At 72.5% G+C, this 26,638-nt stretch carries 24 protein-coding genes and 1 tRNA gene; 13 read left to right on the top strand and 12 right to left on the bottom strand.

The window, feature by feature from the left end; genetic code table 11:
• Nucleotides 1-165: 165 nt before the first annotated feature.
• Entirely contained in the window at nucleotides 166-804 is a 639-nt protein-coding gene (locus ACGF3H_RS20170; RefSeq protein WP_362500100.1) for a MerR family transcriptional regulator, read from the top strand.
• On the opposite strand, the gene ACGF3H_RS20165 is transcribed toward ACGF3H_RS20170, so the two are convergent.
• Nucleotides 792-1,595 (bottom strand): exodeoxyribonuclease III, encoded by an 804-nt coding sequence (locus tag ACGF3H_RS20165; protein WP_362500085.1) that lies wholly within the window; start codon nucleotides 1,593-1,595, stop codon nucleotides 792-794. The two genes, ACGF3H_RS20170 and ACGF3H_RS20165, sit on opposite strands and share 13 nt — an antisense overlap.
• Nucleotides 1,596-1,663: 68 nt before the next feature.
• Between ACGF3H_RS20165 and ACGF3H_RS20160 the strand changes: the two genes are divergently transcribed.
• The gene (locus tag ACGF3H_RS20160) at nucleotides 1,664-2,149 is read left to right on the top strand and encodes a GNAT family N-acetyltransferase (protein WP_362500086.1); all 486 of its coding nucleotides are present in this window, start codon (nucleotides 1,664-1,666) and stop codon (nucleotides 2,147-2,149) included.
• A gap of 13 nt (nucleotides 2,150-2,162) precedes the next feature.
• Here the strand turns inward: ACGF3H_RS20160 and ACGF3H_RS20155 are convergent, their stop codons facing one another.
• From ACGF3H_RS20155 to galU, 8 genes are all read right to left on the bottom strand, one after another.
• The gene (locus ACGF3H_RS20155; RefSeq protein ID WP_362500087.1) at nucleotides 2,163-3,899 is read right to left on the bottom strand and encodes a hypothetical protein; all 1,737 of its coding nucleotides are present in this window, start codon (nucleotides 3,897-3,899) and stop codon (nucleotides 2,163-2,165) included.
• Between the two features lie 202 nt (nucleotides 3,900-4,101).
• Nucleotides 4,102-4,175: transfer RNA gene (locus tag ACGF3H_RS20150), tRNA-Ala, on the bottom strand.
• An 84-nt stretch (nucleotides 4,176-4,259) separates the two neighbouring features.
• Nucleotides 4,260-5,471 (bottom strand): gephyrin-like molybdotransferase receptor GlpR, encoded by a 1,212-nt coding sequence (gene glpR, locus ACGF3H_RS20145; RefSeq protein ID WP_362500088.1) that lies wholly within the window; start codon nucleotides 5,469-5,471, stop codon nucleotides 4,260-4,262.
• 167 nt (nucleotides 5,472-5,638) lie between these two features.
• Nucleotides 5,639-6,304, bottom strand: coding sequence for a GNAT family N-acetyltransferase (locus tag ACGF3H_RS20140; RefSeq protein WP_393586902.1), 666 nt, complete (start codon nucleotides 6,302-6,304; stop codon nucleotides 5,639-5,641).
• Nucleotides 6,301-6,840: a MogA/MoaB family molybdenum cofactor biosynthesis protein gene (locus ACGF3H_RS20135; protein ID WP_362500089.1), complete on the bottom strand. Its 540-nt coding sequence runs from the start codon at nucleotides 6,838-6,840 to the stop codon at nucleotides 6,301-6,303. The genes ACGF3H_RS20140 and ACGF3H_RS20135 overlap by 4 nt, the downstream gene beginning before the upstream one ends.
• A complete protein-coding gene (gene moaC / locus ACGF3H_RS20130; protein WP_189233221.1) occupies nucleotides 6,837-7,349 on the bottom strand; it encodes a cyclic pyranopterin monophosphate synthase MoaC in 513 nt (170 codons plus the stop codon). Before moaC ends, ACGF3H_RS20135 begins: the two co-directional genes overlap by 4 nt.
• Nucleotides 7,350-7,434: 85 nt before the next feature.
• Complete coding sequence (gene glp / locus ACGF3H_RS20125; protein ID WP_393816516.1) at nucleotides 7,435-8,784, bottom strand: gephyrin-like molybdotransferase Glp; 1,350 nt, start codon at nucleotides 8,782-8,784, stop codon at nucleotides 7,435-7,437.
• A 5-nt stretch (nucleotides 8,785-8,789) separates the two neighbouring features.
• Nucleotides 8,790-9,692: a UTP--glucose-1-phosphate uridylyltransferase GalU gene (gene galU / locus ACGF3H_RS20120; RefSeq protein ID WP_362500090.1), complete on the bottom strand. Its 903-nt coding sequence runs from the start codon at nucleotides 9,690-9,692 to the stop codon at nucleotides 8,790-8,792.
• Between the two features lie 152 nt (nucleotides 9,693-9,844).
• Between galU and ACGF3H_RS20115 the strand changes: the two genes are divergently transcribed.
• A complete protein-coding gene (locus tag ACGF3H_RS20115) occupies nucleotides 9,845-10,399 on the top strand; it encodes a 5-formyltetrahydrofolate cyclo-ligase (RefSeq protein WP_393816520.1) in 555 nt (184 codons plus the stop codon).
• 78 nt (nucleotides 10,400-10,477) lie between these two features.
• On the opposite strand, the gene ACGF3H_RS20110 is transcribed toward ACGF3H_RS20115, so the two are convergent.
• Complete coding sequence (locus tag ACGF3H_RS20110) at nucleotides 10,478-13,264, bottom strand: penicillin acylase family protein (protein ID WP_362500092.1); 2,787 nt, start codon at nucleotides 13,262-13,264, stop codon at nucleotides 10,478-10,480.
• Nucleotides 13,265-13,482: 218 nt separating this feature from the next.
• On the opposite strand from ACGF3H_RS20110, the gene ACGF3H_RS20105 reads away from it, so the two are divergent.
• From ACGF3H_RS20105 to mscL, 6 genes are all read left to right on the top strand, one after another.
• Nucleotides 13,483-15,132, top strand: a complete 1,650-nt coding sequence (locus tag ACGF3H_RS20105) for a potassium/proton antiporter (RefSeq protein ID WP_393816515.1) — start codon at nucleotides 13,483-13,485, stop codon at nucleotides 15,130-15,132.
• Between the two features lie 245 nt (nucleotides 15,133-15,377).
• A complete protein-coding gene (locus ACGF3H_RS20100) occupies nucleotides 15,378-16,688 on the top strand; it encodes an MFS transporter (protein ID WP_362500093.1) in 1,311 nt (436 codons plus the stop codon).
• Between the two features lie 67 nt (nucleotides 16,689-16,755).
• Nucleotides 16,756-17,076 carry an FmdB family zinc ribbon protein gene (locus tag ACGF3H_RS20095; protein ID WP_362500094.1) on the top strand — a complete coding sequence of 107 codons (321 nt, stop codon included), beginning with the start codon at nucleotides 16,756-16,758 and terminating at the stop codon, nucleotides 17,074-17,076.
• 81 nt (nucleotides 17,077-17,157) lie between these two features.
• Nucleotides 17,158-18,000, top strand: a complete 843-nt coding sequence (locus tag ACGF3H_RS20090; protein ID WP_362500095.1) for an S-methyl-5'-thioadenosine phosphorylase — start codon at nucleotides 17,158-17,160, stop codon at nucleotides 17,998-18,000.
• Between the two features lie 282 nt (nucleotides 18,001-18,282).
• On the top strand, nucleotides 18,283-18,780 hold the full coding sequence (locus ACGF3H_RS20085) for an RcpC/CpaB family pilus assembly protein (RefSeq protein ID WP_362500104.1): 498 nt from the start codon (nucleotides 18,283-18,285) through the stop codon (nucleotides 18,778-18,780).
• Nucleotides 18,781-18,891: 111 nt separating this feature from the next.
• Nucleotides 18,892-19,362 (top strand): large conductance mechanosensitive channel protein MscL, encoded by a 471-nt coding sequence (mscL, locus tag ACGF3H_RS20080; RefSeq protein WP_362500096.1) that lies wholly within the window; start codon nucleotides 18,892-18,894, stop codon nucleotides 19,360-19,362.
• A gap of 41 nt (nucleotides 19,363-19,403) precedes the next feature.
• Here the strand turns inward: mscL and ACGF3H_RS20075 are convergent, their stop codons facing one another.
• On the bottom strand, nucleotides 19,404-19,580 hold the full coding sequence (locus ACGF3H_RS20075) for a hypothetical protein (protein ID WP_362500097.1): 177 nt from the start codon (nucleotides 19,578-19,580) through the stop codon (nucleotides 19,404-19,406).
• 64 nt (nucleotides 19,581-19,644) lie between these two features.
• Here ACGF3H_RS20075 and ACGF3H_RS20070 point away from each other — a divergent pair, with 64 nt between their 5' ends.
• The 4 genes from ACGF3H_RS20070 to ACGF3H_RS20055 all read left to right on the top strand — a co-directional run bounded on the left by ACGF3H_RS20070 (nucleotide 19,645) and on the right by ACGF3H_RS20055 (nucleotide 24,397).
• Nucleotides 19,645-20,895 carry a low temperature requirement protein A gene (locus ACGF3H_RS20070; RefSeq protein WP_362500098.1) on the top strand — a complete coding sequence of 417 codons (1,251 nt, stop codon included), beginning with the start codon at nucleotides 19,645-19,647 and terminating at the stop codon, nucleotides 20,893-20,895.
• A 100-nt stretch (nucleotides 20,896-20,995) separates the two neighbouring features.
• The gene (locus ACGF3H_RS20065; RefSeq protein WP_362499561.1) at nucleotides 20,996-22,039 is read left to right on the top strand and encodes a P1 family peptidase; all 1,044 of its coding nucleotides are present in this window, start codon (nucleotides 20,996-20,998) and stop codon (nucleotides 22,037-22,039) included.
• A 192-nt stretch (nucleotides 22,040-22,231) separates the two neighbouring features.
• On the top strand, nucleotides 22,232-23,461 hold the full coding sequence (locus tag ACGF3H_RS20060; RefSeq protein WP_362499563.1) for an Ig-like domain-containing protein: 1,230 nt from the start codon (nucleotides 22,232-22,234) through the stop codon (nucleotides 23,459-23,461).
• Between the two features lie 189 nt (nucleotides 23,462-23,650).
• Nucleotides 23,651-24,397, top strand: coding sequence for a DUF6227 family protein (locus tag ACGF3H_RS20055; protein WP_362499564.1), 747 nt, complete (start codon nucleotides 23,651-23,653; stop codon nucleotides 24,395-24,397).
• 73 nt (nucleotides 24,398-24,470) lie between these two features.
• Here ACGF3H_RS20055 and ACGF3H_RS20050 read toward each other — a convergent pair whose 3' ends face one another.
• Nucleotides 24,471-26,567 (bottom strand): fructose-specific PTS transporter subunit EIIC, encoded by a 2,097-nt coding sequence (locus ACGF3H_RS20050; RefSeq protein ID WP_362499566.1) that lies wholly within the window; start codon nucleotides 26,565-26,567, stop codon nucleotides 24,471-24,473.
• Nucleotides 26,568-26,638 lie beyond the last annotated feature (71 nt).

Raw genomic sequence — 26,638 nt, 5'->3', positions numbered from 1 at the left:
AGAACTCTGCCAGTGAACACTGGCGCAATGGGGAGAGTAGAACAGCTCCGTACTGATGGGTAGGGGGCGCGACAAGGAAAGTTACCGACGGTACGACATAGGCTTTCCGGCGTGGCAGAAGACGCTGGAGACGCTGGACGACCCGATGGCCCGCGCGAGTACCGCATGGAGGAACTGGCCCGGCTGGCCGGCATCACGGTGCGCACCCTGCGCTTCTACCGCGAACGCAAACTGATCCCGCCGCCCCGCCGCGAGGGCCGCATCGCCTGGTACGACGACCACCACCTGGCCCGCCTGCGCACCATCGCCGCCCTCCTGGAACGCGGCCACACCCTCAGCGGCATCGCCGAACTCGCCGACGCCTTCGACCACGGCCGCGACGTCGGCGACCTGCTCGGCATCGGCGAACCCACCGAGGAGACCCCGGTCCGCCTCACCCCCGAGGAACTCGCCGCCCGCTTCGAGGGCGAGGTCACCCCGGAGAACCTGGCCGCCGCGATGGAACTGGGCTACCTCGGCACCGACGGCGACGAACTCGTCCACATCAGCAACCGCCTGCTGGACGTCTCCTCCGCGCTGGTCCGCGAGGGCATACCGCTCGCCGCGGTCCTCGACGCCGGCAAACGCGTCCGCGACCACGCCGACGCCCTCGCCGAACTCTTCGCCGACCTGATCCTCCGCCACGCCCCGGAACAGGACCTCCACCGCCTGCGCCCCCTGGCCCGCAGCGTGGTGGAGGCGGAACTCTCCCTGGCCCTGGACCGCCGGCTGCGCAAGGGGTCCGGCGAGGATCAGCGCTCGTAGACGACGGTCACCGGCGCGTGGTCCGACCAGCGCTCGGCGTGCGTGGCGGCCCGCTCGACGTACCCCTTGACGGCCCGGGAGGCCAGCCCGGGGGTGGCCGCCTGGAGGTCGATCCTCCATCCCGCGTCGTTGTCGAAGGCCCGCCCCCGGTACGACCACCACGAGTACGGGCCCTCGGTGTCCGGGTGCAGGGCGCGGACCACGTCGACGTAGCCGCCGTCCGCCGGGTCGAGGACGCGGCTCAGCCACTCCCGCTCCTCCGGGAGGAAGCCGGAGTTCTTGGTGTTGCCGCGCCAGTTCTTCAGGTCGGCCTGCCGGTGCGCGATGTTCCAGTCGCCGCAGACCACGACCTCGCGCCCCTCCGCGGCGGCACGTTCGCGCAGGTCCTTGAGGTAGGCGAGGAACTCGCCCATGAAGCGGACCTTCTCCTCCTGGCGCTCCGTGCCGACCTCGCCGGAGGGCAGGTAGAGGGAGGCGACCGTCACACCCGGCAGGTCGGCCTCGACGTACCGGCCGCTGGTGTCGAACTCCGACGAGCCGAAGCCGACCTGCACGCGGTCGGGCTCGCGGCGCGTGTAGAGGGAGACGCCGGCGCGGCCCTTGGCGGCGGCGGGGGCGTGCGTCACGTGCCAGCCGTCAGGGGTGCGCACGTGCTCGGGGAGCTGCTGGGGCTCGGCCCGCACCTCCTGGAGGCACAGCACGTCGGCGGAGGTGTCCGCGAGCCATTCCACGAAGCCCTTCTTCGCGGCGGCACGCAGACCGTTCACATTCACGGAGGTCACGGTCAGCACCAGGGCACGATACCGGCACACTGGACGATGTCCCTCTCCGGATTGCGCATCGATATACGGTAGGAAGCATGAACATACGCCGGGTCCCCTTCGACCACCCCGACGCCGTGAAGCTGAACGACGAGGTCCAGGCCGAGTACGACCTCCGCTACGGCGACGGCGGCGACGCCACGCACCTCGACGCCGCGGACTTCGCGCCGCCGAACGGCCTCTACCTGGTCGCGTACGACGAGAACGACGTCCCGGTCGCCTCCGGCGGCTGGCGCCGTCAGGACGCCAACGGCGAGGGCAACCGGGACGGGGACGCCGAGCTCAAGCGGATGTTCGTGATCGAGCAGGTGCGCGGCCGGGGGCTGGCCCGCCGCATCCTGGCCGCCCTGGAGGAGGACGCCCGCGCCGCCGGACGGGCCCGCATGGTCCTGGAGACCGGCACCAAGCAGCCGGAGGCCGTGGCCCTGTACCTCTCCAGCGGCTACGAGCCCTGCGAGAAGTTCGGCTACTACCGCTTCCACGAGGAGAGCCTCTGCTACGCGAAGGCTCTCCAGGCCCCCTAGGCCCAGGGGGTCGTCAGGCCGTGCCGTCCGCCCTGCGGCGGCGCGAGACGGCGTACAGGACGCCGCCCGCCGCGAGCGCGAGGGCCGCCGCGGCCGAGCCCAGCAGGGCCGTGGAGCCGGTGGAGGCCAGCAGGCCGCCCTGACCGCCCTGGGGCGACTGGCCGCCGCCCGTGCCGCCGGTGGTCCCGGTGGTGGACGTGCCGCCGGTGCTGCCGCCGGCGGTGTCCGAACCGCCGGCCGTCCCGGTGCCGCCCGTGGCCGGGGAGCCACCGGTGGTGCCGGTGCCGCCCGTGGAGTCCGAGCCGCCGGTGGTGCCGCCCGTGTCGCCCGGCGTCTCCTCGTCACCCGTGCCGTTGAGCACGATCCAGCCGGTGTCGTTGGACGGGTCGCCCTCCCACGGGTTCTCGAAGTCGGGCAGGTAGATCTTGCCCTTGGCGCCCGGGACGACCTTGTCGATGCGCAGCTTGAAGGGGAAGGTCCGCGCGTCGTTCTCCAGGAAGGGGGTGCCTGCGAAGCAGAGGTACTCGGAGGTCGTCCCGCCGCTCTTGGGCCGGCAGGGGCTCTCGACGACGGTGGCGCCCTCGGGGATCTGCACGGTGAAGCCGATCGGCTCGCCGCCCGCGCGCAGCGACCCGACCCAGGCGGGCCCGTGGTTGCTCAGGCCGACGTCGACGGTGACGGTCTGGCCCTGTTCGCCCGCGACGCGTGCCCCGGTGAGGTCGAGGTCGTAGGTGTTCTTGGTGGCCAGGTCGATCTCGGCGTACTTGGTGTAGTCGCCGCTCTGTCCGCCCCCGACCGGCTCGAGGGCGAGCGTTCTGCCGGTGCCCTGCCGGTGACCGGCGTCCGCCCGCAGCGCGTCGGCCCCCTCGGTGCCGATCGCGTCGAAGCCGTAGCTGAAGATGTCGCCGAGCGCGAAGTCCGCGGTCTTGGCGGCGATCGGCTCGCTCAGCGCGTAGGCCGTGCCGGGCGTGAAGTCGCCCTCGAAGGTGCACAGGGCGACGTGGCGGTAGCGGATCAGGTTGTCCTTGTTCTCCTCGGCGTACGTGCAGTTGTCGTACGACTCGGGGAAGGAGATGCCACGGGTGCCGGCGAGGCGGAGCACGACGCCGTGGGCGGGCATGGCGCCCACGTTGCGGAAGCCGAGGGGGGCCGTGTAGGTGTCGCCGGCCTCGAAACCCGCGGGTTCGGCGGGAAGCTTCTTCTGGAGCAGTTCGGGTCCGCCGACGAGCACGTCGACGGTGTGCTCGTTGAACTGCAGGCCCTCGCCCTCGCCGGTGACCTTGACCGTGCCGTGGTCGCCGGCCGCGGCGGAGTCCAGCAGGTCGAGCCGGACGCTCCAGTACGGGTTGTAGACGTCCCCCGGGTAGAGGCTGCTCGACTGGCAGACGGCGATCAGGCCGTCCACGTCGCACGAGCTCGGCAGGCCGACCTTGGCGAAGCCCTTGAGTGCGGTGGCGTCGATGGTGATCCGGTAGCCGTTGTTGGGGACCGGCTCCGGGTCCGTGCCGCTGTCCGGGTCGTACTCGCCCGGGCCGGTGAGCCCGAGTTCGATCTGCGGCTCCCCGGGCTCGGTCTCGGCGCCGTCGAGCGCCAGGTCCACCCTGTCCGTGCCGGTGATGGTGACGGGCAGCGGCGCCTGGCCGTCGGCTGCGTGGGCGACGCCGGCCAGTCCGGCCGCGGCGAGCCCGGCGGCCGCCGCCCCGGCCACTGCCGCACGCGCCCACGGCGAGTACAGGGAGCTTGGTCTCATGGTGTGCTTCTTCCGTTCCCCGGACGACAAGAAGGTGCCACGGTGTGACACCGCGCACAGGAGACCTGCGGGAAGCGCACATGGTTGTGCTGTACATGATCACGAATGCGTATCGAAGATCCTGGCGGCGCGGGCCGGGGTCCGGTAACGACGAAGGTCCCGTCCGATCGTGATGATCGGACGGGACCTTCGTCAATGTGCGTGGACCTGAGGGGATTTGAACCCCTGGCCCCCTCGATGCGAACGAGGTGCGCTACCGGACTGCGCCACAGGCCCTTGCAACGAGTGAAACTTTAGCACCCCGATCGGTCTGCTCAAAAATCGCTCCCCCGCGACCGGGCGGGGCGGGGTGCGGGCGCGTTACTCGTTGGCCGCGCGGGGGCGGTCGCCGTCCTCGTACTGGTCGAACAGCGGTGTCCGGCCCCGCTCCCGGGCGCGGCGGGCGGACACGGCGCGGCGGACGCCGCTGCGGCCGGGGGCCTCGGGCCGCTCCTCGGCGTCGTCGGCCGGGCGGTCGGGTGCCGGCCGGGTCTCTTCGTCCCGCTGGTCCGCCCGGTCCGGGGTGACGGCGCTGGAGCGGGCCGAGCTCCACGCGTCGGGCGCCGCGAGGTCCACGTCGGGTGTGGCGCGGGGGGCGACCGGTGCGGTGACGTAGGTGGGCAGGGGGACCGGCACGGGGTCCCAGCTGTCGCCCTGACCGGGCCGCCGCTGCCGTTCGCGCTGCTGGTCGACCCATTCGGCGTGGTCGGTCTGCTCCACCAGCGCCCGGCGGTCCGCGGCGAGCGCGGAGAGCCCGGGGTCGGATTCGGTGTCGGGTGCGTCGTCCGGCTCCGCGGCGTCGGGGTCGCCGGTGACGTCGGCGGGGGCGCGCCGGCGCGGCTGGCGGTCGCGCAGCCGCTGGGCGGCGGCCTCGGCCTGGCGGCGGTCCATGTGGAAGGCGAACCGGCGGCGTTCCTGGGAGCGCAGGTGGGCGATGTAGGCGCTGAGCAGCACCGCGGGCACGCCGGGCGCCCACAGGAACGCCAGTCCGCCGACCGCGGCGACGACCGAGCCGAGCGTGAAGGCCAGGAAGAGCATCACCGTCGTACGCCGGCGCCGGGCGAGCACCTTGGTGCGCCGGGCGCGGGCGGCCGCCGGTGAACCCGGCCGGGGGGCGGGCACCCGCTTGCGGACCGGTGCGGCGTCGGGCTCGGGAGCCTGTGCGGACCGGTCGCGGTCGGCGCGGCCCTCCGTCTCGGCACGGGCCGACGCGGGCCGCTCCTCGGTGTGCTGGGGGACCTGCCGGGTGTGCCGGCGGGTCTTGGACACGGCGAAGGCCCGGACGTCCACCGAGTCGGTGACGGCGTCCGGGGCGTCGGCGTCGGGCTCCGCCTCGTCGGCGGAGCGCGACTGCAGGTCCTTGGCGTACCGGCGCTCCATGCCCGCCCGTCCGGACAGCAGCCGGATGGCGGTGCTGAAGCGTTCCGTCGGACGGGCCTCGTTCAGCTCGTCCTGCCTACGGAGCCACATCGGCACCAAGTAGGCGGCCCAGGCCCCGACGATGACTGCGTAGATGAGGCCGCTGCTGCTCACGACTCACACGGTAGAGGGGTTTGCGTGGGGCCATCCGCCAATTGGGCCGGTGTGTCGCACGATCAGGCTGATATTTCGAACTTTTTTTGCGACCGATGCGACCAGCCGACTGCCAGGATCGCGAATTACCGCTCCGGCATGGTCGCCACCCGATCAATTTCGAACGTTTATTCAATTCCGGTGCTCGGCCGGGCCGGATTTCCCGGACTGCGGCGCGGGCTCCGGTCCCGTGACCGGTGCCAGCGCCGCAGCAACCCGTCCGGTACTTCTTCCGCGGTGAGCGCGAACACGAGATGGTCGCGCCATCCACCGTCGATGTGGAGATAACGGGGCCTGAGCCCCTCCTCACGGAATCCGAGTTTCTCCACGACCCGGCGGCTGGGCCCGTTCTCCGGGCGAATGCAGACCTCGACGCGGTGCAGGCCGACGGTGCGGAAACAGTGGTCCACTGCCATCGCGACGGCCGTGGGCATCACCCCGCGCCCGGCCACCGCCTCGTCCACCCAGTAACCGACGTGGCCGGAGCACATCGAGCCCCAGGTGATCCCGGCCACCGTCAGCTGCCCGACCAGCCGCCCCTGGTACTCGATGACGAAGGGCAGCATCCGGCCCGCGTTCGCCTCCGACCGTAGGTGGCGGACCATCTGGCGGTACGTCGGCCGCTGCGCGAGCGGCCCGCCGGGCCCGGGCGGCGGAATGGTCGCCTCCCAGGGGCGCAGCCAGTCGCGGTTGCGGCGGTTGACCTCGCGCCACGCCCGCTGGTCGCGCAGCTTTATGGGCCGGAGGACGATGTCGCCGTCCACCAGCTCGACGGGCCAGGACGGGCCGTTCAGCTCGCACCCCCACTGCCTGTGTTTCCGGGGTGGTCACCGCCGCGGAGCTGGTCCACGGCGTGCTTCAGCAGGGGCTCCAGCACCGCGAGGCCGTCCTTCACGCCGCCGGTGGAACCCGGCAGGTTGACGATCAGCGTCCTGCCCGCCACCCCGGCGAGGCCGCGGGAGAGCGCCGCCGTGGGCACCTTGTCGCGGCCGTACGCCCGGATCGCCTCCGCGATGCCCGGGACCTCGTGGTCGAGCACCGCCCGGGTCGCCTCGGGGGTGCGGTCGGTGGGCGAGATGCCGGTGCCGCCGGTGGTGACGATCACGTCGTAGCCCGCGTCGACGCCCGCGCGCAGGGCCGCCTCCACCGGGTCGCCGTCGGGGACGACCCGCGGTCCGTCGACGCCGAAGCCGAGGCGGCCGAGGCCCTCCGCGATCAGGGGGCCGCCCCGGTCCTCGTAGACACCGGCGGCGGCCCGGTTGGAGGCGGTGACGACCAGGGCACGGTACGGCGCGGGCAGGGCGCCGCCCGCCGACGCGTCCGGCGTCATGACCGGCTCCAGTCGCCCGACTTGCCGCCCGTCTTCTCCTCCACGCGCACGTCCGTGATGACCGCTCCCTTGTCGACCGCCTTGACCATGTCGATCACGGTGAGCGCGGCGACGGAGACCGCGGTGAGCGCCTCCATCTCGACACCCGTGCGGTCCGTCGTCCGCACCGTGGCGGTGATCTCCACGGCGTCGTCCGCGACCGACAGGTCCAGTTTCACACCGGAGAGCGCCAGGGGGTGGCACAGCGGGATCAGGTCGGGGGTGCGTTTGGCGCCCATGATGCCCGCGATCCGGGCGGTGGCCAGGGCGTCGCCCTTGGGGACGCCCTCGCCGCGCAGCAGCTCGACCACGCGGGGCGCGACCAGGACGCGTCCGCTGGCGCGTGCGGTGCGCGCGGTCACGTCCTTGGCGGACACGTCGACCATCCGGGCGGCGCCCGCCTCGTCGATGTGCGTCAGCCGGCCTTGCGTGTCCTGGCCGTCCTGCGTGGGTCGGTCCTGCGTGCTCATGCTGTGTGGCGCTCCCGGTCCGGGCCCGGCGCGGTGCGGCGCGTGGGCCTGCTGTGCGCGACACGGTACCGCCAACCGGGCGGGGTCAGCGGAGCAGGATCACCTCGACCTCGGTGCCGGGCTCGACCGATTCGACGTCCTCGGGGACGACGATCAGCGCGTCGGCCTGCGCGAGGGCCGCGACCAGGTGGGACCCGGCGCCGCCGACCGGGGTGACCGATCCGTCGGCGCAGGTGCCGCGCAGGAACTGCCGGCGGCCCCTGGGCGAGCTCAGCGCCTTGTCGGCGGTGAGGGTCGCGGTGACGGTCGGGCGGTGGACGTCGTCGAGGCCCATGAGGGTGCGGATGGCGGGGCGGACGAACAGCTCGAAGGAGACGTACGACGACACCGGGTTGCCGGGCAGGGCGAGCAGCGGGGTGTGGTCGGGGCCGATGGAGCCGAAGCCCTGCGGCTTGCCGGGCTGCATGGCGAGCTTGCGGAACTCCACGCCGCTGCCCGGCTCGTCCTCGTCGGCGACGTGTGCCAGCGCCTCCTTGACGACGTCGTACGCCCCGACGCTGACCCCGCCGGTGGTGACCATCAGGTCGGCGCGCACGAGCTGGTCCTCGATGGTGCTCCGCAGCGTCTCGGCGTCGTCGGCGACCGCGCCCACGCGGTAGGCGATGGCACCGGCGTCGCGGGCGGCGGCGGTGAGGGCGAAGCTGTTGGAGTCGTAGATCTGACCGCGCGCCAGGCCCTCGTCGGGCTGGACGAGTTCGCTGCCGGTGGACAGCACCACCACGCGCGGGCGGGGGTGCACCCGGACCCTGCCGCGCCCGATCGCCGCGAGCAGGGCGATCTGCGGCGGCCCGAGGACCGTGCCGGCCTCCAGGGCGCGGTCTCCGGACTTCACGTCGCTGCCCGCCGCGCGCACGTGCGCGCGCGCCTCGGCCGGCCGGTACACGTGGACCTGGCCCTCGGCGCCCTCGGGGGCGAGGCTGCGGGCCCGCATCCCGGCGACCGGGCCCTCGCCGAGGCCGCCGTCCGTCCACTCGACGGGGACGACGGTCTCGGCGCCGGGCGGCAGCGGGGCGCCGGTCATGATGCGGGCGGCCTGGCCGGGGCCCACGGACGGCGGGTCGGCCTGGCCGGCGGCGACGTCGCCGACGACCTCCAGGACGGCGGGGAACTCCTCGCTCGCGCCGGCCACGTCGGCGACCCGCACCGCGTACCCGTCCATGGAGCTGTTGTCGAACGGCGGCAGCGAGAGCGGCACCGTGATGTCGTCGACCAGGACGCACCCCTGGGCGTCGAGCAGGTTCAGCTCGATGGGCTCCAGCGGGCGGACGGTGGCGAGGATGTCGTCCAGGTGGTCCTGCACCGACCACAGCCGGTCCGGACCGAAGTCCGCTCCTGCGTGGTCGTGGCCGGTCTCACGGGGCTCGGCGCTGCTCAACGTCGTTACATCTCCTCGGCTACGTAACTGCGGAGCCAGGTCCGGAAGTCGGGGCCCAGGTCCTCACGTTCGCACGCGAGCCTGACGATGGCCCGCAGGTAGTCGCCGCGGTCACCGGTGTCGTAGCGGCGGCCCTTGAAGACGACGCCGTGCACGGGGCCGCCGACCTTCTCGTCCTCGGCGAGCTGCTGGAGGGCGTCGGTGAGCTGGATCTCACCGCCGCGGCCGGGCTCGGTCTTGCGCAGTATGTCGAAGATGTTCGGGTCGAGGACGTAGCGGCCGATGATGGCGTAGTTGGAGGGGGCGTCGGCCGGATCGGGCTTCTCGACCAGTCCGCTCACCTTGACGACGTCGCCGTCCTCGGTGGTCTCGACGGCGGCACAGCCGTAGAGGTGGATCTGCTCGGGCTCGACCTCCATGAGGGCGATGACGCTGCCGCCGTACTGCTCCTGCACGTCGATCATGCGCTGCAGCAACGGGTCGCGCGGGTCGATCAGGTCGTCGCCGAGCAGGACCGCGAAGGGCTCGTCACCGACGTGCGGCGCGGCGCACAGCACGGCGTGGCCGAGGCCCTTGGGGTCGCCCTGGCGGACGTAGTGGATCATCGCCAGGTCGCTGGACTCCTGGACCTTGGCCAGCCGGCTCGCGTCGCCCTTCTTCTGGAGGGCGGACTCCAGCTCGTAGTTGCGGTCGAAGTGGTCCTCCAGCGGGCGCTTGTTGCGGCCCGTGACCATGAGGACGTCGCCGAGACCCGCGGAGACGGCCTCTTCGACCACGTACTGGATCGCCGGCTTGTCGACGACCGGCAGCATCTCCTTGGGAGTGGCTTTGGTGGCCGGCAGGAACCGGGTACCAAGTCCGGCTGCGGGGATGACAGCCTTGCTGATCCTGGGGTGGGACTGAGTCATGCCCGCCACCATATCCGGTGACTTTGGGAGAATCCGCAACTCCGGACCACCTGCGCTCATATGAGCAGACGAGAACGGGACAGGAGCCACTTTTGACGCTCAGCGGACATGGTGACGACTTCGGCAAGCGGGCCCTGCGGCGGGAGTTCCTCATGGTGAGGGACGGTCTGACGGCGGACGAGCGGCGCGCGGCGGCGGACGCGCTGGCCGGGCGGGCGCTCGCGCTGCCCGAGGTCACGGGGGCGGGCGTCGTCGCGGCGTACGTCTCCGTCGGCACCGAGCCGGGCACCCTCGCCCTGCTGGAGGCGCTGCGCGCGCGGGGGGTGCGCGTGCTGCTGCCGGCGCTGCTGCCGGACAACGACCTCGACTGGGGCGTCTACACCGGGGAGGACTCCCTCGCGCGCGTGCGGCACGGCGGCCGGATGGCGCTGTACGAACCCGGCGGCGAACGCCTCGGTCCCGACGCGGTGACCGCCGCCGACGTCGTACTGCTGCCTGGCCTGGCGGTCGACGAGCGCGGCATGCGGCTGGGCCGCGGCGGCGGGTCCTACGACCGGGTCCTCGCCCGCCTCGAGCGGGCGGGCGCGCGGCCCGCGCTGCTGGTCCTGCTGTACGACCGGGAGGTCGTGGCGCACGTCCCCGAGGAGCCGCACGACCGGCCGGTGGACGCGGTGGTGACGCCGTCGGGGGTGCGCAGGTTCCGCTGACGCGCCCGCGCGGTCTCACCGCGAACAGAACGGCCTCCACGCGTGTGCGTGGAGGCCGTTCTGTTCGCGGTGGCAGCGCTACGGCTTGAGCACCAGGGTGTCGCTCGTGCTGTTGTCGACCGCCTTCGCGGAGAAGGACCACGGCAGCAGCTCACCGTCGGCCCACTTGTCCGTCTGGTCGGTGTAGTGGGCGCTGTAGGCGTGTCCGGAGGCGCCGGTGAGGTTGATCCACCGCGACTTGTCGAGGTCGCCGAGGTTGACGACCATCCGCATGGACGGCACCCACACGACTCCGTAGCCGCCGGCCGCGTTCCAGCCGGTGGCGTTGACCGCCGCCTCGCCGCCGCTGAGCTTCCACGGGCCGCGGTTCAGGGCGTACTTCACGAAGCCGGGGCCCTCGGTGCCGAGGGTCTGGTTCTTCAGGAACAGGCGGTGCAGCCGGCCCCAGTTCCAGGAGTCGATGTCCTTGCCGAGCTTGGCCGTCAGCTCCCAGCGGGCGTCGACCATGGCGCGCTTGAACAGGTCGTCGCGGTTGTGGTCGGCGCCCTTGCGGGTGCCGTTGGCGGGCGTCGTCCACCAGTCGCTCTTCGGGTCCTCCATCAGCGTGCGGACGACCTCGAACCAGCGGTCGCCGCCGTCCGGCTGCGCCTGGCCGGAGTCGCGCTGGCCGCACTCGTAGACCTTGCTGACCTCGTCGGCGGGCCCGGTGCTGTTGACCGGGTCGACCCACAGGCACTGGCCCTCGACCCGCAGCTCCTTGGGCAGCTTGTTGCCGAAGGCGAGCTTGAGGATGTTGCGCCAGACCGCGTTGAAGTAGGCGGCGGCGGCCGAGTCGGCGTCCTGGGTGTAGTCCCAGCCCTCCAGCAGCTTCTGCGCCTCGCGCACGTCCTTGTCGGCGACGTCGATCTTCAGCAGCTGGGGCACGAGCAGCTTGGCCATCTCGCTGCTGTTGTCCAGCTGCATCTGCCGCATGTCGTCCGTGGAGATCTTGCCGCCGTCCTTGATCTTCTGCTCGATCAGGGCGGTGATCCGCTGACTGCGGGTGCCGTAGCCCCAGTCCGTGGTCAGGGTGTACGGGTACGCGTCCTCGTCGATGACCGCCTGGTTGGCGGTGACGATGTAGCCGCGGTCGGGGTCGAACTCGTAGGGCAGCTCGTCGTCGTCGATGTACTTGCCGGTCCAGCGGTACTTGGAGTTCCAGCCCGGTGCCGGGACGGAGCCGTCGTGGCCCTCGGCGCGGATCGGGATCCGGCCCGGCAGCGTGTAGCCGATGTGGCCGTCGGTGTCGGCGTAGACCAGGTTCTGGGAGGGCACGTCGAACAGGGCGGCGGCCTCGCGGAAGCTGTCCCAGTCCTTGGCCCGGTCGATCGCGAAGACGGCGTCCATCGTGGTGCCCGCGTCCAGTGCCGTCCAGCGCAGGGAGACGCCGTAGCCGTCGGCGCGGTCGGGCGCCGCGGAGTCGACGGTGGCCTTCTTGCCGACCTTCACCAGTTCGTCGTCGCGGTCGGAGAGGAGGGGGCCGTTGTTGGTCTCGCGGACGACGATCTTCTTCGGCTCGCCGCCGGCGACCTTGATGGTCTCCTCGCGGGTCTCGAAGGGCACGACCTTGCCGTCGTACTGGTAGCCGTCGCCGGTGATCTTCTCCAGGTACAGGTCGGTGACGTCGACGCCGGAGTTGGTCAGGCCCCAGGCGATGTCCTGGTTGTGGCCGATGACGACGCCGGGCATGCCCGCGAAGGTGTAGCCGGTGACGTCGTACTGGCACGTGGCGGAGACGGTGCGGCAGTGCAGGCCCATCTGGTACCAGACGGAGGGCAGCGAGGGCGACAGGTGCGGGTCGTTGGCCAGCAGCGGCTTGCCGGTGATGGTGTGGTCGCCGGAGACGACCCAGGAGTTGGAGCCGATGCCGTTGCCGTTCACGCCGACGGCGGTGGGCAGGTCGTCCAGGACGTTCTGCAGGCCCGCCAGTTGGCTCTCGAGGGCGCTGCCGCTGCCGGTTCCGGTGCCCGTACCGGTGCCGGAGGTGCCGGCATCCGTTCCGCTGCCCGTGCCCGTGCCGTCCGCGGAGCCGTCGCCGCCGCCCTCGAACGTCTCGGTGAGCTCGTCGTACTGGCCCTCCTGGACGATGGCCTTGTTCCGGTCGTACGGGTACGCCGGGTACAGGTCGGCGATCTGCTTGGGGCCGAGGCGGCTGGTCATCAGGGCGCGGTCGACCTCGTCCTGCATGTTGCCGCGCAGGTCCCAGGCCATCGCCTTCAGCCAGGCGACGGAGTCGACCGGGGTCCAGGCCTGCGGCTTGTAGTCGTTGGTGAAGCCGAGGGCCGCGTACTCCAGCGAGAGGTCCGCGCCGTCCTTGCCCGCCAGGTAGGCGTTGACTCCCTTGGAGTACGCCTGGAGGTACTTCTTCGTGGAGGCCGACAGCTTCTCGTCGTACTCCTGCTTCGCGACCCGCTCCCAGCCCAGGGTCCGCAGGAACTCGTCGTTGTCGACCTGGCCCTTGCCGAACATCTCCGACAGGCGGCCGGAGGTCATGTGGCGGCGCACGTCCATCTCGTAGAACCGGTCCTGCGCCTGGACGTAGCCCTGCGCCATGAACAGGTCCTCCTCGGAGGAGGCGTACACCTGCGGGATGCCGTAGCCGTCGCGCTTGACGTCGACCGGACCCGCCAGGCCCTCCAGCGTGACGGAGCCCTTGGTCTGCGGGAAGGAGGCACGGACGGTGCTGATGGACCAGTACGCCCCGTAGGCGAGGCCGCCGATGATGGCCAGCACCAGCACGAGGACGAGAAGGCGTGCTTTGCGCCCCTTCTTCCTGCCGGACTTGCCGGGCTGCTGACCCGAAGAGGCGGTGTTGGTGGGGGGCATCGCTGTCCTTGCTGTCCTAACACGAGCGGCAGGGGCGGGCTGTGCTTTGTACTGAACGCTGGAGCAACTGTAGGCGCAGGGCCCACGCCCCCTTGACGCGGAGTCGGGTACCGGCGCGCACGAGCGTTCGATCTTGCCAAGCCGAGCGTCAAGAAATCGTCAAGAGTTAGGTAAGGTAACGAAGTAGTCGGCCGCGGACTCCCGCGGCTTCGTGTGCCATGTACGTGCGCTCACGCGCGCTGTGTCCGCACACCCACCCACGCCTCGTGGCGTGCGCAGGAGCGACCGCGCCCCCGCGCGCATGCTGGAGGTACACCACGACGCGCGTGGGTGACGTGCGCCAGGGAAGGGAACGGCCGCTGACTGTCCACCACCTCAACCAGCTCCTGCTCGTCTGCTCGCTCGTCCTCCTCATCGCCGTCGCGGCGGTCCGGATCTCCTCGCGCAGCGGGCTCCCCAGCCTGCTCGTCTACTTGGCCATCGGCATCGCCATGGGCCAGGACGGCATCGGCCACATCCAGTTCGACAGCGCCGAACTGGTGCAGGTCATCGGGTACGCGGCCCTCGTCGTGATCCTGGCCGAGGGCGGCCTGGGCACGAAGTGGAAGGAGATCAAGCCGGTCCTCCCGTCCGCCTCCGCGCTGGCGCTGGCCGGAGTCGCGGTGAGCGTCGGCGTGACCGCCGCGGGCGCGCACTACCTGACCGGGCTGGAGTGGCGGCAGGCGCTGATCGTCGGGGCGGTGGTGTCGTCCACGGACGCGGCGGCGGTCTTCTCGGTGCTGCGCAGGATCCCCCTGCCCGCACGCATCACGGGCACCCTGGAGGCCGAGTCGGGCTTCAACGACGCCCCGGTGGTCATCCTCGTCGTCGCCTTCTCCACGGCCGGCCCGATCGAGCACTGGTACGTGCTGCTCGGCGAGATCGCCCTGGAGCTGGCCATCGGCGCCGCCATCGGCCTCGCGGTGGGCTGGCTGGGCTCGTGGGGACTGCGGCACGTGGCGCTGCCCGCCTCCGGCCTGTACCCGATCGCCGTCATGGCCATCGCCGTCGCCGCCTACGCGGCCGGTGCCATGGCGCACGGCAGTGGCTTCCTCGCCGTCTACCTGGCCTCGATGGTGATGGGCAACGCCCGGCTGCCGCACTGGCCCGCCACCCGCGGCTTCGCCGACGGGCTCGGCTGGCTCGCGCAGATCGGCATGTTCGTCCTGCTCGGCCTGCTGGTCACCCCGCACGAACTCGGTGACGACGTCGTCCCCGCCCTGGTGATCGGGCTGGTGCTGACCATGGTGGCCCGGCCGCTGAGCGTCGTGCTGTGCCAGCTGCCCTTCCGGGTGCCCTGGCAGGAGCAGACCCTGATGTCCTGGGCCGGGCTGCGCGGCGCCGTGCCCATCATCCTCGCCACGATCCCCATGGTGGAGGGCGTCGAGGGCAGCCGCCGGATCTTCAACATCGTCTTCGTCCTGGTCGTCGTCTACACCCTGATCCAGGGCCCGACCCTGCCCTGGCTGGCCCGCAAGCTGCGCCTGGGCAAGGGGGACGAGGCCGCCGACCTCGGCATCGAGTCGGCGCCCCTGGAGCGGCTGCGCGGGCATCTGCTGTCCGTCACCATCCCCGAGGGCTCCCGGATGCACGGCGTCGAGATCAGCGAACTGCGGCTGCCGGCCGGATCCGCCGTCACGCTGGTCGTGCGGGGCGGCACGTCGTTCGTGCCGCTGCCGACGACGGGCCTGCGACGCGGGGACGAGCTCCTCGTGGTCGCCACCGACCCCGTCCGGGACGCGGCCGAGGCACGGCTGCGCGCGGTCGGCCACGGCGGCAAGCTCGCCGGCTGGCTCGGCACCACGGAGACCGGCACGAAGGGCGGGTGAGCGGGGTCCGGGTGCTCGCTTTCACAGGAGCCGACCCGCCCGGCCCCTGTACGATGAAGGCGGCACCTGATCGAACCAACTCTGCCTGACGCAGAGCTGGCGCGACCGTATGGCGGCCGGAACGCCCCGCTGAGCGGGCTCCGGTATCTACCGCAGTCCGCGCAAGAGGACAGCTCTCGGCGCTCCCGCACGGCCAACAGCCACCAGGCGGGACCGGCGCTACCAGGCGGCAGAAAGGCACGGCCGTGGCATCCACGGTCACCCCGTCGAAGAAGTCGCCGGAGGGGACGCGGCACGACGCGCCCTCCCGCCCCGGATACGGACAACTGCTGCGTACCCGCGGCGCCTGGACGTTCCTGCTTCCCGGCTTCGCGGCCCGCCAGCCGTTCGCCATGCTGACCATCTCCATCGTGCTGCTGGTGCAGCACACCACCGGCTCCTACGGCGTCGCGGGCGCCGCCGCCGCCGTCACCGGCGTCTCCATGGCCCTGTTCGCCCCCTACAGCGGCCGGCTCGCCGACCGCTTCGGGCAGCGCGCCGTCCTGCTGCCCGGCGTGCTCGTGCACACCGCGTCCGGCCTGACGCTGACCCTCCTCGCGCTCTCGGACGCCCCCCTGTGGGCGCTGTTCGCGGCGGCCGTGCCCACCGGCGCCTCGGTGCCGCAGATCGGGCCCATGGTGCGCGCCCGCTGGGGCGTGAAGCTCGGGGGCACCCCCCTGATGAGCACGGCCGCGGCCTTCGAGTCGGTCACGGACGAGCTGACCTTCGTCCTCGGCCCGCTGCTGGCGACCGCCCTGTGCACCGGCGTGGGCCCGGCCGCCGGCCTGGTCACCGAGTCCGCGCTGACCCTCGTGGGCGGTCTGCTGTTCGCCGCCCAGAAGGGCACCCAGCCGCGGATCGCCGGCGGCGACGGCGGCCACGCGCGCGTGGACCACGTCCCGGCGCTGCGCGTGCCCGGCGTGCGCGTGCTGGCCGTGATCTTCCTGGGCATCGGTTCGGTCTTCGGCGGCATGCAGGTCTCGCTGGCCGCGTTCACCGAGTCGATCGGCGAGCCCGGCATGAACGGCGTCCTGTACGGCGTCTTCGCCGCGGGCAACATGCTCTCCGGCCTGGCCTGCGGTGCCATCGCCTGGAAGGTGGCCCCGCAGCGGCGCCTCCTCGTCGGCTACACCGCCCTCGCCCTGACCGCCTCCGGTCTGTGGGCCGCGCACTCCGTGCTCGTGCTGGCCGGCCTCGGCCTGCTCGTCGGCATGTGCATCGCGCCCGCCCTGGTCACCGGCTACACGCTGGTCGAGGACCTGGTCCCGGCGGGAGCCCGCACCGAGGCCTTCACCTGGCTGACCGGCGCCGTGGCGCTCGGGCAGGCGGCGGCCGTCACGGTCGCCGGACAGCTGGAGGACCGCCTGTGGGGCGGCGCCGGATTCCTGGTCCCGATGGGCGGCACGGTGCTGGCGCTGGCGGTGCTGGTGACCCTGCGCTCGCAGCTGGCGGCACCGCCCCGCGGCCGGACGGTCGCACGTGGCGTCGGTCACCGCTCGCCCGCCACAGTGGACTGAACCCCGGGAATGCGTCACTATGGATCGTCGTTAGCACTCATCGAGTGAGAGTGCCAGGAGGAAGACAGTGCCGACGTACCAGTACCAGTGCACCGAGTGCGGCGAGGGCCTCGAGGCGGTGCAGAAGTTCACCGACGACGCCCTGACCGAGTGCCCGAACTGCAAGGGCCGCCTGAAGAAGGTGTTCTCGGCGGTCGGCATCGTCTTCAAGGGCTCCGGCTTCTACCGCAACGACAGCCGCGGCAGCTCGTCCAGCAGCTCGCCGGCGTCGTCCTCGAAGTCTGCCTCGACGTCCTCCTCGTCGTCCTCGTCGGACTCGGGTTCGTCGTCCGGCTCGGCCTCGTCGTCGAGCTCCGGCAGCTCCTCCTCGAGCACCACCGCCGCGTAGCGCTTCTCACCGGGACCCTGCCGTCGTCCGACGGCAGGGTCTTCGGCATTGCCCGATCCGGGAGGCGGCTAGGGTGCGGGCATGGCGAACAAGGTGAACGCCGAGATCGGCGTGATCGGCGGCTCCGGTTTCTACTCGTTCCTCGACGACGTGACCGAGGTCCAGGTGGACACCCCTTACGGGCCGCCCAGCGACTCCCTCTTCCTCGGCGAGGTCGCCGGCCGGCGGGTCGCCTTCCTCCCCCGGCACGGGCGCGGCCACCATCTGCCGCCGCACCGGATCAACTACCGGGCCAACCTGTGGGCATTGCGCTCGATGGGCGTGCGCCAGGTGCTCGGTCCGTGCGCGGTGGGCGGGCTGCGCCCCGAGTACGGACCGGGCACGCTGCTGGTCCCGGACCAGTTCGTCGACCGGACGCTGTCCCGCCCGTCGACGTACTTCGACGGGATGCCGCTGCCCGACGGCACGGTGCCCCACGTGGTGCACGTGTCGCTGGCCGACCCGTACTGCCCCGTCGGCCGGGCGGCCGCGCTGAAGGCGGCGCGGGGCCGGGACTGGGAGCCGGTCGACGGCGGCACCCTGGTCGTGGTCGAGGGACCGCGCTTCGGCACCCGTGCGGAGTCGTCGTGGCACCGGGCGCAGGGCTGGTCGGTGGTCGGCATGACCGGCCACCCGGAGGCGGCACTCGCCCGTGAGCTGGAGCTCTGCTACACCTCGCTGACCCTCGTCACCGACCTCGACGCCGGGGCCGAGAGCGGCGAAGGCGTCTCGCACGAGGAGGTGCTGCGGGTGTTCGCGGCCAACGTGGACCGGCTGCGGGGCGTGCTGTTCGACGCGGTGGCGGCGCTGCCGGCGGCCGGGGAGCGGGACTGCCGGTGCGGACAGGCGCTGGGCGGGATGGACCCGGGGATCGCGCTGCCCTGACGGGCGGGCGGCAGCGGCAGCGGCAGCGGCAGCGGCAGCGGCAGCGGCAGCGGCAGCGTCCGGCTCGGTGGCTCAACTCCCGATCGGGTGGCGGAACGTCCCGATCGGGTGAGGGAGTTTTCCACAGCCGGCCGGTGGTCCACCGGCTCCGGCGGGGGACGGTGGGACGCCTCATCGTGGGTGCGGCAAGCCGATCCCTCGTCACAGGTGGTGGTCACCGTGTCCCCTTCCGCCGTCCCCTTCCCGCAGCCGCTCGGCGCGGAGGCCCCGCCCACCTGCGAGGTGCCGCACTTCGCTCCCCTGCGGGTGCGCGGCGGACGCCATCAGCTGCACCGGCTCGTACGGCACCGGCGGCGTGCCGTGGCCGCCGGTCTCGCCGTCACCGCCGCGGCGCTGGTGGCGGCCGGCCCGCATCCGGGCGCCGGGGCGCAGGACGACGGCCGGGCGCGCGGGCATCCGGTGTCCGACCGGGCGCGGGAACGGCCGGCCGCGCGGCCGGTGGCGGCGCCCGTGCGGATCGCCGACGCCGCGACCGTGCGGCTGCTGGCGCCGGGCGACCGGGTCGACGTCGTCGCGTCCGAGGAGGGCTCGGGCGACGGGGCCTCGGTGATCGCGCGGGGAGCGCGGGTGGTGAAGGTGCCGGACCCGGACCCGGGGGCGGCCCCGGAGGGCGGGGTGCCGGAGGCCGGGGCGCTGGTCGTGCTCGCCGTGCCGCCCGCCACCGCGCACCGGCTGGTCGGCGCGGGGGCCCGGGCGCGGCTCGCGGTGACGCTGTGCTGAGCCCGCCGAGTCCCTCGCCGGCGGGACCGGACTGGACAGCACCGCCGGGCGTCGGCGTAGGTTGCGGAGCGTTTTGTTCCACAACCTGGTCATGTGAGGAGTGCCCCCGAGGTGAGCGCGAAGAAGGAACCGAGCATCTGGCAGGGCTTCAAGGCCTTCCTGATGCGCGGGAACGTCGTCGATCTGGCAGTCGCGGTGGTCATCGGCGCCGCCTTCACCAACATCGTCAACTCGGTGGTGAAGGGAATCATCAATCCGCTGGTCGGCGCGTTCGGCACGCAGAACCTGGACGGCTACAGCTCCTGCCTCAAGGGCCCGTGCACGGGTACGGGCGACAGCGCGACCGGCGTGCGCATCCTGTGGGGATCGGTGCTCGGCGCCACCCTCACGTTCGTGATCACGGCGGCCGTCGTCTACTTCCTGATGGTCCTGCCCATGTCGAAGTACCTGGCCCGTCAGGAAGCCCGCCGCAAGGCGCGGGAGGGCACGCAGGAGGTCATCGAGGTGACCGAGCTGGAGGTGCTCAAGGAGATCCGCGACGCGCTGGTCGCCCAGCGCGGTTCGGGCCACGACCGCCCCTAGCGGCCACGACCCTCAGCGCGAACGCCCGCCGCGCGGGCGGATCACAGGTGGTGGGGCGGCTTCTCGTCGAGGAAGCGCTTGAGGTCGGCGGCGCTGTCGGCCTCGGGCCGCTCGCCCCATCCCCGGTCGGTGTCGTCGGAGGACTGCTGGTCGAGCGGGTCGTCGAAGACCAGCGCGGGCTTCGGCGCGCGGGCCTCGGGTTCGGGGGCGGTGCTCATGCTTCCCAGGGTACGGCCCGCCCCGCACGAGCACTTCCGCCTCGTCTCTGCTGTGCTGGGACCCATGACGTCCAGTCCCCCTCCCCCGCCCGAGTCCTCCGCCCCGGCCGCCGGCCACCGGCCGCTGCGCAGGCTCACGGCCCGGCCCCGTCACGAGGCCCATCGCGTCGCCTCGTCGTTGGAGCTCTTCTTCGACCTGTGCTTCGTCGTGGCCGTCGCCCAGGCGGGCGTCCAGCTGGTGCACGCCGTCGCCGAGGGCCACCCCGGCCAGGGGATCCTCTACTACGCGATGGTCTTCTTCGCCATCTGGTGGGCGTGGATGAACTTCACCTGGTTCGCCTCGGCGTACGACAACGACGACGTGCTCTACCGGATCGTCACCCTGGTGCAGATCGCCGGTGTCCTGGTGCTCGCCGCCGGTATCTCCCCGGCCTTCGAGGACCACGACTTCCTGGTCATCGTGATCGGTTATCTGATCATGCGGCTCGCCATGTCGGCGCAGTGGCTGCGCGCGGCGCGCGGTGCGGGACCGGCGGAGCGCGCGATGACGCTGAGGTACGCCGGTGGCGTGCTGCTCTGCCAGATCGGCTGGGTGGGGCTGCTGTTCGTGCCCGAAGCCGGCCGTGCGTGGCTGTTCCTGGTGATGGCGCTGCTGGAGCTGTGCGTGCCGACGCTCGCGGAGAGGAACCACCAGTCGTCCTGGCACCCGCATCACATCGCCGAGCGGTACGGGCTGTTCACGATCATCGTGCTGGGCGAGACGATCGCCGCCGCCACGGTCGCGGTGAAGTCGGGCATCGACGAGAACGACGCGCTGGGCGAGCTGCTGCCGATCGCGGTGGGCGGACTGCTGATCGTCTTCGCCGCCTGGTGGATCTACTTCGTGGTGCCCGTCCACGGGCACCTGCGCTCCAGCAGGCAGGCGTTCGTGTGGGGTTACGGCCACTACCTGGTCTTCGCCTCGGCGGCGGCGATCGGGGCCGGGCTGGAGGTGGCGGTGGAACAGGCGGTCGGCAAGGCGCACATCTCGAGCCTCGCGGCGTCCGCAGCGGTGACCCTGCCGACGGCGATGTACCTGATCACGGTGTGGGTGCTGCACGCCCGCCACTTCAAGGTGGGCATCGCGCAGCAACTGGTCCTGCCGACCGCGGCGCTGCTGGTGATCGGCTGCACGTTCCTCGGGGACGCCGCGGTGCTCGTGGCGGGCATCGTCCTGGCGCTGACCGTGGCGACGGGGGTGACGCTGACGGCTCTCGCCGGCCTGCCGCAGCGGGGGACGAGGACGCCGTTCCACGGCACCCCGCCCGCCGCCTGACCCGGCCACGGGCGGCGGGCGGCCGTCCGGGGCCCGCCGCCCGCCTGCCCGTCCCGCCTGTCACCGGCCGGGGTGCCGGAGCCCGGCCGACACTGGGGGCATGACAGTTGACGCAGTGACGGACGTCGCCGGGGTGCGGGTGGGACACGCGACGCGCATCGGCGACGGGTGGCTCACGGGGACGACGGTGGTGCTCGCGCCCGAGGGCGGGGCGGTCGCCGCCGTGGACGTGCGCGGCGGTGGCCCCGGCACCAAGGAGACCGACGCGCTCGATCCGCGCAATCTGGTGCAGCGGGTCGACGCGGTGGTGCTGACCGGTGGCAGCGCCTACGGGCTCGACGCGGCGTCGGGGGTGATGGCCTGGCTGGAGGAGCGGGGACGCGGGGTGCGGGTCGGCCCCGGCCCGGCGCACGTCGTGCCGGTGGTGCCCGCCGCCTGCGTCTTCGACCTGGGGCGCGGCGGCGACTTCCGGGCCAGGCCGGACGCCGCCACCGGGCGGGCGGCCGTCGAGGCGGCGCAGGCGAGCGCTCCGGGCGCGCGGGTGGCCGAGGGAGGGGTCGGAGCCGGCACGGGTGCCGTGGTGGGGCTCCTGAAGGGCGGGGTCGGTACGGCGAGCACCGTGCTGGAGTCGGGCATCACGGTGGGCGCGCTGGTGGTGGCCAACGCGGCGGGGTCGGCGATGGATCCGGAGACGGGGGTGCTGTACGGGGAGCTGTTCCAGGGAGGGCGCGTGGAGTATCCGGCGGCGGACGTGCACGAGGCGGCGCGGCGGCGCCTCGCCGAGGTCGCGGCGCGGAACGCGCCGCCTCCGCTCAACACCACGGTCGCCGTGGTCGCCACGGACGCCGGGTTGTCCAAGGCTCAGGCGCAGAAGCTGGCCGGGACGGCGCACGACGGCATCGCACGGGCGGTGCGGCCGGTGCACCTGCTCAACGACGGGGACACGGTGTTCGCCCTGGCGACCGGTGAGCGCCCGCTGGACGCGACGGGACCGCTCGCGCTGAACGAGGTGCTGGCGGCGGGCGCGGACATGGTGACGCGGGCCGTCGTGCGCGCGGTGCGCGCCGCCGGTCCGGTGGACGGGCCGGGCGGGTCCTGGCCCGCGTACGGCGAGTTGTACGGGGACGGGCGCGGGGTGTCGTAGAGGCAGGTCGCCCGCGGTGCCGGGGCCGGGAGGGGCCGGGTGCGGCGGAGGCAAGTTCCGGGCGGGGAGGGGCGATTGTCGCGGTTCTGTCACCGATCGGCCTTTCCGGCGGCCGGTGGGAACCCCGTCGGCCGCCGGTCCGCTCTTCAGGGTCGAAGCGGACACGCACATCACCTGAACCTGGAGCAGCCCGTGACTACGCAGGACATATCAGCGCGTCGTGCACTGGTGGCCTGTGCCGCCCTCGTGGTCGGCGCCCTGACCCTCACCGCCTGTGGCGGCAGTGCCAGCGCCGACGACAAGAGCGGCGGTGACGGCAAGGACGGCACCGGTTCGGTCAAGACCTCCGTGGCGAAGGTCGTGATCTCCGCGAAGGACGGGTCGACCGGCGCGTCGATCAACGCGACCGGCGTGAAGGTCAGCGACGGCCGGCTGACCGACGTGAGGATGACGGTGGCGGGGACGGGCACGGCCGTACCGGGCTCGGTGTCCGCCGACGGCACGAGCTGGAAGCCGAAGGAGCAGCTGGAGCGCGGCACGAAGTACCGGATCAGCGCGACCGCGAAGGACGCGGACGGACTGCCGGCCGCGGCCGACTCGACCTTCACCACCGTCTCCTCGGACAACAGCTTCATCGGCACGTACACCCCGGACGGCGGCAGCACGGTGGGTGTGGGCATGCCGGTGTCGTTCACGTTCGACAAGGAGATCGGCGACAAGAAGGCCGTGCAGTCGCACATCACGGTCACCTCCAGCAGCGGCCAGGAGGTGGTCGGGCACTGGTTCGGCTCGCAGCGGCTCGACTTCCGGCCCGACGACTACTGGAAGGCCGGCTCCAAGGTCACGATGAAGATCGACCTGGACGGGGTGGAGGGCGCGAACGGCGTCTTCGGCGTCCAGAAGAAGACCGTCACCTTCACCGTGGGCCGCTCGCAGGTCTCCACGGTCGACGTGAACACGCAGACCATGACGGTGGTGCGCGACGGCAAGACGGTCAAGTCGATCCCGATCTCGGCGGGCAGCGCCGAGAACCCGACCTACAACGGGCAGATGGTGATCTCCGAGAAGTCGCTGCAGACGCACATGGACGGCTCGACGGTCGGCTTCGGCGGCGAGTACGACATCCCGGACGTGCCACACGCGATGCGGCTGAGCAGCAGCGGCACGTTCATCCACGGCAACTACTGGTACCTGCCGGGCAATCCGCCCTTCGGCCGCCAGGGCACCAGCCACGGCTGCGTGGGACTGCGGGACGTGCAGGGCGGGCAGGGCGACACGCCGAGCAAGTGGTTCTACGACCACTCGCTCATCGGGGACGTCGTCGTCGTCAAGAACTCCCCGGACGACACGATCGCGCCCGACAACGGCCTCAACGGCTGGAACATGGGCTGGAGCGAGTGGGTCGCGGGCAGCGCCCTCTGATCCCGGCCCCTGTCGGCCGACCGGGCCTCTGAGCAGCTAATTTTGACGGAACGACGGGTCGCGCGGGAACTCCTCGCGCGGCCCGCGCGTTTTTCCTGCGTACGTTTTCCCGGATCCCGAACATGATGTCCGACCGAGGGGCTACGGTATGCACCCACCAGGTGACATGCAGCAACGCCGGGAGAAACCTTGAGCGTTCCGTACGAGACGGCAGCGTACGAACCAGCCGAGTCGCCCGAGTCTCCGGAGGAGCACCTCATGCGACTGCTCGGCCGCGCCCTGAACTCGTTCGAGCTGCCCGACGAGACGATACGGCAACTGGACTGCGCGCTGGCGCACGACGGTTCGCTGCACTCCGCGCACCACAGCGCGGGGCTGCACCGCGAGACGTACCGGCACACGTGGCTGCTCGCCGACGGCTCGGCACTCACCCTCTGGGAGCTCGTCCACAACACCGCCCCGGGCGGCGAGGCGCAGCACGAGGTGTACGTGGACGAGGAGGAGCTGCGCGCCGCCACCGGGAGGCTGGCCCTGCCGCCGGACACCCCGGACTTCGAACTGCCGGTGCCGGTGCAGCTGTCGCCGATCCCCACCCCGCGGCACGTCTACGTCCAGGGCGGTTCCGCCGACCACGCCCGCAGGCTGCTGCGGCGCGCGGAGAACGCGGACCGGCCCGGCGCGGACACCGCCGCCCTGCTGTCGACGGCGTCCGCGCACCAGATCACGCAGGCCTTCGGCGGCCCCGGCCGCACGGGTCGCCCCGCCGTCGGCTTCTCGCTCTACGAGCACGCCTTCCTGCTGCGGGACGGCACGGAGGTCTCCCTGTGGGAGGTCGAGCACACGGCCACGCCCGACGGGCGGCACATGTGCGAGGTGTACGTCAGCGAGGACACGGCCCGCCGGGCCATGGAGCGGCGCGCGGCGCAGGTGTCCTGAACCGCCGTCACCGGCCGGTCGTACGGCAGCCGGGCCGGGTCCTCGTCGGACCCGGCCCGGCTGCCGCGGTGACTCAGGCCGCCACCGGCTGCTGCGTCCCGGCCGTCGAGGCCGACGGGTCCGCGTCGCCGGTGCCCGGCGCGGCCGCTCCCGGCGCCTGCTTGCGCAGGCCCTTCAGGACGATCACCAGGGCCGCGGTGACGCAGACGCCGGCCGCGACGGCGACCAGGTAGAGCAGCGGGTTGCCGATCAGCGGGACCACGAAGATGCCGCCGTGGGGGGCCCGCAGCGTCGCGCCGAAGGCCATCGACAGGGCGCCGGTGAGCGCACCGCCCACCATCGAGGAGGGGATGACCCGCAGCGGGTCGGCCGCGGCGAACGGGATCGCGCCCTCGGAGATGAAGGAGGCGCCCAGCACCCAGGCGGCCTTGCCGTTCTCGCGCTCGGTGGCGTCGAACAGACGGCCCCGCACGGTCGTGGCCAGGGCCATCGCCAGCGGCGGGACCATGCCGGCCGCCATGACCGCCGCCATGATCTTCATCGCCGAGTCGCTCGGGTCGCTGACCGCGATGCCGGCCGTGGCGAAGGCGTAGGCGACCTTGTTGACCGGGCCGCCGAGGTCGAAGCACATCATCAGGCCGAGCAGGGCGCCGAGCAGGACCGCGTTGGCGCCGGACAGACCGCTCAGCCAGTCGGTCATCGCCTTCTGCGCGGACGCGATGGGCTTGCCGATCACCACGAACATCAGGAAGCCGACGACCGCCGAGGAGATCAGCGGGATCACCACCACCGGCATGATGCCGCGCAGCGCGGCCGGGACCCGCACCCGCTGGATCGCCATCACCACGGCACCGGAGATCAGACCGGCCGCCAGGCCGCCGAGGAAGCCCGCGTCGATGGTCAACGCGATCGATCCGCCGACGAAGCCGGGGACGAGGCCGGGCCGGTCGGCCATGCCGTAGGCGATGTAACCGGCCAGGACCGGGACGAGGAAGCCGAACGCCACGCCGCCGACCTGGAACAGCAGTGCCGCCCAGCTGTCGGCCTGCGTCCACACGAAGTGGTCCATCACCGACGGCGCCTTGTTGATCTCGTAGCCGCCGATCGCGAAGCCGAGCGCGATGAGCAGGCCGCCCGCCGCGACGAACGGCACCATGTAGCTGACGCCCGACATCAGCCACGTGCGCAGCTTGGTGCCGTAGCCCTCGCCGGGCTCGCCGCCGCGTTCGACGGGCGTCGCGCCCGGGGAGGCGGAGGTGACCTCGCCGCGGGCCGCCTTGCCGCGCACCTCGGCGATCAGCTCGCCGGGACGGTTGACGGCCGCCTTGGCGCCGGTGTCGACGGTGGCCTTCCCGGCGAAGCGGTCCTTGTCGCGCACGGGCACGTCGTGGGCGAGGATCACGCCGTCCGCCGCCTCGATCACCGCCGGGTCGAGGCGGGTGAAGCCGGCCGAGCCCTGCGTCTCGACGACGATCTCGACGCCCGCCTCGCGGCCCGCGTTCTCCAGCGCCTCGGCCGCCATGTAGGTGTGCGCGATGCCGGTGGGACAGGAGGTGACGGCGACGATGCGGAAGGGCCGCCCGGGCTCCGCCGTGTCCTCGGCGCCGTTCTCCGTGCCGCCCGGGGTGCGGGCCTCGGCGCCCTCCCCGGCACCGGTGCCGGTGCTGCCCGTGGCGGTCCCGGCGGAGGCCGCCGCCGGGACCGCCACGGAGTCCTCCTCGCCGTCGGGGGCCTCCCCGCGGATCAGCGCCGCGGCGGTCTCGGCGTCGCCCACCGAGCGGAGCGCGGCCGTGAAGTCGGCGTTCATCAGCTGCCGGGCCAGTGCGGAGAGGATCGTCAGGTGGGCGTCGTCGGCGCCCGCCGGAGCGGCGATCAGGAAGATCAGGTCGGCCGGGCCGTCCGCCGCGCCGAAGTCGATGCCGAGCGCGCTGCGGCCGAAGGCGAGGGTCGGCTCGGTGACGTGCTCGCTGCGGCAGTGCGGGATGCCGATGCCGCCGTCCAGGCCGGTCGGCATCTGTGCCTCGCGGGCGGCCACGTCGGTGAGGAAGCCCTCGAGGTCGGTCACCCGGCCGCGGGCCACCATGCGTGCGGCCAGGGCGCGCGCCGCCGCTTCCTTGGTGTCGGCGGACAGGTCGAGGTCGACCAGGTCCGCGGTGATCATGTCGCTCATCGCGGGCTCCTTAGCGCGCGTATCGCCCGGAACGCGGGGTGGTGGGCGAGGGTGGGGACGGAGGGACTGCG

Source organism: Streptomyces sp. NPDC048185, assembly GCF_043202495.1.
Taxonomy (GTDB): domain Bacteria; phylum Actinomycetota; class Actinomycetes; order Streptomycetales; family Streptomycetaceae; genus Streptomyces.
This window is presented reverse-complemented; position numbering and strand designations above follow the sequence as displayed.